Source organism: Mycobacterium sp. (assembly GCF_049683355.1).
Classification (GTDB): Bacteria; Actinomycetota; Actinomycetes; order Mycobacteriales; family Mycobacteriaceae; genus Mycobacterium.
Map to the genome: position 1 here is coordinate 1 of NZ_JBAUJB010000323.1, position 4027 is coordinate 4027.

5 protein-coding genes and 1 tRNA gene are annotated in these 4027 nt (G+C 67.4%); 4 read left to right on the forward strand and 2 right to left on the reverse strand.

Annotation, left to right across the window (positions count from 1 at the left end; translation table 11 throughout):
- Nucleotides 1–141: 141 nt before the first annotated feature.
- On the forward strand, nt 142–546 hold the full coding sequence (locus WA944_RS18775; RefSeq protein WP_526373213.1) for an HIT family protein: 405 nt from the start codon (nt 142–144) through the stop codon (nt 544–546).
- Here the strand turns inward: WA944_RS18775 and WA944_RS18780 are convergent.
- Both WA944_RS18780 and WA944_RS18785 read right to left on the reverse strand, forming a co-directional pair.
- The gene (locus WA944_RS18780; RefSeq protein WP_526608079.1) at nt 518–1936 is read right to left on the reverse strand and encodes a sensor histidine kinase; all 1419 of its coding nucleotides are present in this window, start codon (nt 1934–1936) and stop codon (nt 518–520) included. The genes WA944_RS18775 and WA944_RS18780 overlap by 29 nt on opposite strands.
- A 78-nt stretch (nt 1937–2014) precedes the next feature.
- Nucleotides 2015–2731: a response regulator transcription factor gene (locus WA944_RS18785; RefSeq protein WP_163894923.1), complete on the reverse strand. Its 717-nt coding sequence runs from the start codon at nt 2729–2731 to the stop codon at nt 2015–2017.
- Between the two features lie 94 nt (nt 2732–2825).
- On the opposite strand from WA944_RS18785, the gene WA944_RS18790 reads away from it, so the two are divergent.
- From WA944_RS18790 to WA944_RS18800, 3 genes are all read left to right on the forward strand, one after another.
- Nucleotides 2826–3572, forward strand: a complete 747-nt coding sequence (locus tag WA944_RS18790) for a hypothetical protein (protein WP_526373215.1) — start codon at nt 2826–2828, stop codon at nt 3570–3572.
- A gap of 11 nt (nt 3573–3583) precedes the next feature.
- Nucleotides 3584–3658: transfer RNA gene (locus WA944_RS18795), tRNA-Thr, on the forward strand.
- 64 nt (nt 3659–3722) lie between these two features.
- Nucleotides 3723–4027 (forward strand): HNH endonuclease (locus WA944_RS18800; RefSeq protein WP_526373217.1); only part of this gene is annotated, 305 nt, incomplete at its 3' end.

Sequence of the window (4027 nt, forward strand, 5' to 3'; positions counted from 1 at the left end):
CACCGAACGCGCGCTGGAAAGCGCACCGACCGCACCGACCCCACCACCGGGCCACCACTACCCCGACTACCAATTCCACCCCACCGACCACACCCCCGACTACGGCGACGACCCACCACCCTTCTGAGTAGCGTGGGCGGCATGGCGACCGTCTTCACAAAAATCATCAACGGGGAGATCCCTGGCCGTTTCGTCTACGAGGACGACGACATCGTGGCGTTCCTGACGATCGAGCCGATGACCCAGGGCCACACGCTGGTCGTGCCGCGGGCCGAGATCGACCAGTGGCAGAACCTCGAAGCCGCGGTGTTCGGCAGGGTCATGGAGGTTTCGCAGCTGATCGGAAAGGCGGTGTGCCAGGCCTTCGACGCTGAGCGTGCCGGTGTCATCATCGCCGGGCTGGAAGTGCCCCACCTGCACGTGCACGTCTTCCCGGCCCGTGACCTGTCGGATTTCGGCTTCGCCAACGTCGACCGCAACCCGTCATCGGAGTCGCTCGACGAGGCTCAGACGAAGATCAAGGCGGCGTTGGCGACGCTGCGCTGACAGCTGTCGACGCGTCGGCGAACCTCGGCAGCTTCACCCGGAACCGGCATCCTTGACCCGGGCCTGTGGTCACGCTGACGTTGCCACCGTGGGCGTACACCAGGGAGTCGACGATGGACAGCCCCAGCCCGGTGCCCCCACTGGCTCGCGTCCGCGACGCGTCGGCCCGGTAGAACCGCTCGAAGATGCGCTGCGCATCCTCCGGCCCCATCCCCGGCCCCTCGTCGCACACCTCCACGACGGTGTTGTCCTCGTCGGTTCCCACCCGGACGGTGACCCCGGTGCCTTCGGGGGTGTGCTGCAGCGCGTTGGCCATCAGGTTGCTCAGCACCTGACGCAGCCTGGCCTCGTCACCCACCACCTCCGGGGTGCCGGGTCCGTCGAAGACCTCGACGCGGATCCTGCGTTGCGGCGCGATCGACTGAGCGTCGTGTACCGCGTCGGTGGCCAGAGCGAGCAGATCCACTCGTTTGCGTTCCAGCGGTCGCTGCGCGTCGAGTTGGGCCAACAGCAGCAGATCCTCGACGAGCAATCCCATCCGCCGCGACTCACTCTCGATGCGGCTCATCAGCATCTCGACGTCGCGAGCAGCGCCTTGGCGGTACAACTCGGCGAAGCCGCGGATCGTCGTCAACGGTGTCCGCAGTTCGTGGCTGGCGTCGGTGATGAAGCGACGCATCCGTTCCTCGGAGGTGCGGGCCTGCGCCGCCGACGATTCCGAGGAGGCCATCGCCCGCTGGATCTGCGTCAGCATCCCGTTGAGCGCCAACGACAATCGGCCGACTTCGGTGCGCGGGTCGCGTTCGGGAACGCGCCGGTCCAGTTGTCCCGACGCGATTGCGGCTGCGGTCTGTTCGACCTCGGCCAGCGGCCGCAGGCTGCGGTGCACGACGGCATAGCCGGCGATGGCGAGCACCACCAGGACCGCCGCCCCGATACCCGCCTGCAGGTAGGCCAGGGACCGCACCGTCGACTTCACGTCGGACAGGTCGATGGCCACCGTGGTGAGCTCGCCTCCCAGCCCCCGCACCGTCATCGCACGCCACTGCACGTCGGAGTGATCAACAGATCCGACGGTGACCGGCACCGGGCCGACGTCGTTGTCCGCGGGCAGCGCCGGCTCCGCCACCCGGTCGTTGACCGCCATCCAGATTTGTCCGTCCGGATCGATGCCGCGGACGAAAAAATCGGACGGAGGACGCGCGGGGTTGGGATCGTCGATCGGGGTGACGGGCAGCCGCCGGGGCACCTGGGCCCACCCCCGGGACGCGTCGAGCAGGGTGTCATCCACCCGGTTCATCAGGCTGTGCTGCAGGATCGTCGTGACTGCGACGCCCGACGCCACCAGCCCGCACGCCACCAGCACCAGAGTGGCAGCCACCAGCCCCACCCGCAGAGGAATGCCATGCCCTCTGGTGTTCCCGCCGCGAGCTGCCACGCCGCTATTGTCGGCTCGTCAGGCGAGCGCTCACCGCGGCTCGCGCAGGACGTAGCCGACACCACGCAACGTATGCAGTAGGCGCTTGTCTCCGGTGTCGACCTTGCGGCGCAGATAGGAGACATACGACTCGACGACATTGACGTCGCCGCCGAAGTCGTAGCGCCACACGTGATCGAGGATCTTCGGCTTGGACAGCACTGTGCCCGCGTTGATGACGAAGTACCGCAACAGCGTGAACTCGGTCGGCGAGAGTGACACCGGCTCGCCGGCCTTCCACACCTCGTGGGTGTCCTCGTCGAGTTCGATGTCGGCGAACGTGAGCCGCGACGGGCGCGGGGCCTCGTGACCGCGGCCGGTCCGGCGCAGGATCACCCGCAGCCGCGCCACCACCTCTTCGAGGCTGAACGGCTTGGTCACGTAGTCGTCGCCGCCCAGCGTCAACCCGGCGATCTTGTCCTGCAAGGTGTCGCGTGCGGTCAGGAACAGGGCCGGGGCGTCGATGCCGTCGGCTCGCAGACGGCGCAGCAACCCGAAGCCGTCCATCCCGGGCATCATGACGTCGAGAATGACCGCGTCGGGGCGCACTTCCCGTGCCTTGTCGAGTGCAGCTGCGCCGTTGGAGGCGGTGTGGACCTCGAAGCCCTGGTACTTCAGGCTCACGGAGAGCAATTCGACGATATTGGCCTCGTCGTCGACCACCAGCACCCGCGCCTCGGGCACGTTCTGCTCAACGGGCATGGCCATGGGTTCAATCTCCACCAGTTCACTTGGAAATGTGCTGCCGACTACCTGTGCACTTCCTGTGAGTTTGTCCTTGCGCTGTCCATAGACTGAGCAGATGAATTTCGGCAAAGCGCTGACCGACCTCGCCTTCGCGCCCGTCCGCGTCGGCCTGGCGGTCGCGGACGCGGGCATCGGCGTGGCCAAGGGCGGCATCGAAGTGGCATACCGCACGTTGGGGGAGCCCAAGTCCGGCGCCAAGCCCGGGTCTCCTTCCCTGGCCTACATGCTCGGCATCGACGAGGCCGTGGAGCGGGCGAACCGGTTGGCCCGACTGATGGACGAGGACCAGCCGCTGGGACGCGCGGTGGCGCCGGACGGAGCGCTGGACCGTCTCCTGCGACCGGGCGGCGTGGTCGACCGGCTGACCACCCCCGGCGGTGCACTGGACCGGCTGACCGAGGAAGAGGGCGGGCTGATGCGCGCCATCGAGCCCGGCGGGCTGGTGGACCAGCTTCTTTCCGAGGACGGCCTGGTCGACAGGTTGCTGGCCGAGGACGGCGTGGCGGACCGGCTGTTCGCCGAGGGCGGGGTGGTCGACACGCTGACCGCCCGCAACGGCCCACTCGAGCAGCTCGCGACCGTCGCGGACACGCTGAACCGCCTGGCGCCGGGGCTCGAGGCGCTCGAGCCGACCATCGAGGCGCTGCGAGAGGCGGTGATCGTGCTCAGCCAGGTCGTCAATCCGCTCAGCAACATCGCCGACCGGATTCCGTTTCCGGGCCGTCGCCCGCGGGGCCGGCCGTTCAATCGACCGGTGACGTCGCAGCGGGTTATCGACGTCGAGGACGAGCCGTTAAGCTAGGCCCGTTTCACGCCTCCTTAGCTCAGTGGTAGAGCGTTCGCCTTGTAAGCGGAATGTCATCGGTTCAATCCCGATAGGAGGCTCCACGATCCGACGACCGCTGGTTGTCGGAGGCACGTCTTGTCGGAGCCACGTCGTAGCGTCACCCGTGTGAGACAGTGTCGCGGCTGCGGTTCACCGCTTACGAAGCGCAGTCAGAAGATCTACTGCAGTAACGCGTGTCAGGCGTCGGTTCGGCGTGATACCGGAATACAACGTTGGCTGGAATCCGGCGAGGCGTGGGTGGACAGCCGACGCGGTCACTACATCCGGCTGCATCTCGCCGCTGCCCAGTCGGGCTGCTGCGCGATCTGCGGCCGAGCCAGCGTGTGGCTGAACCAGCCCCTCGCCCTGGTCCTGGACCACATCGACGGCAACCCGGAGAACAACCAACGGGAGAACCTTCGGCTCATCTG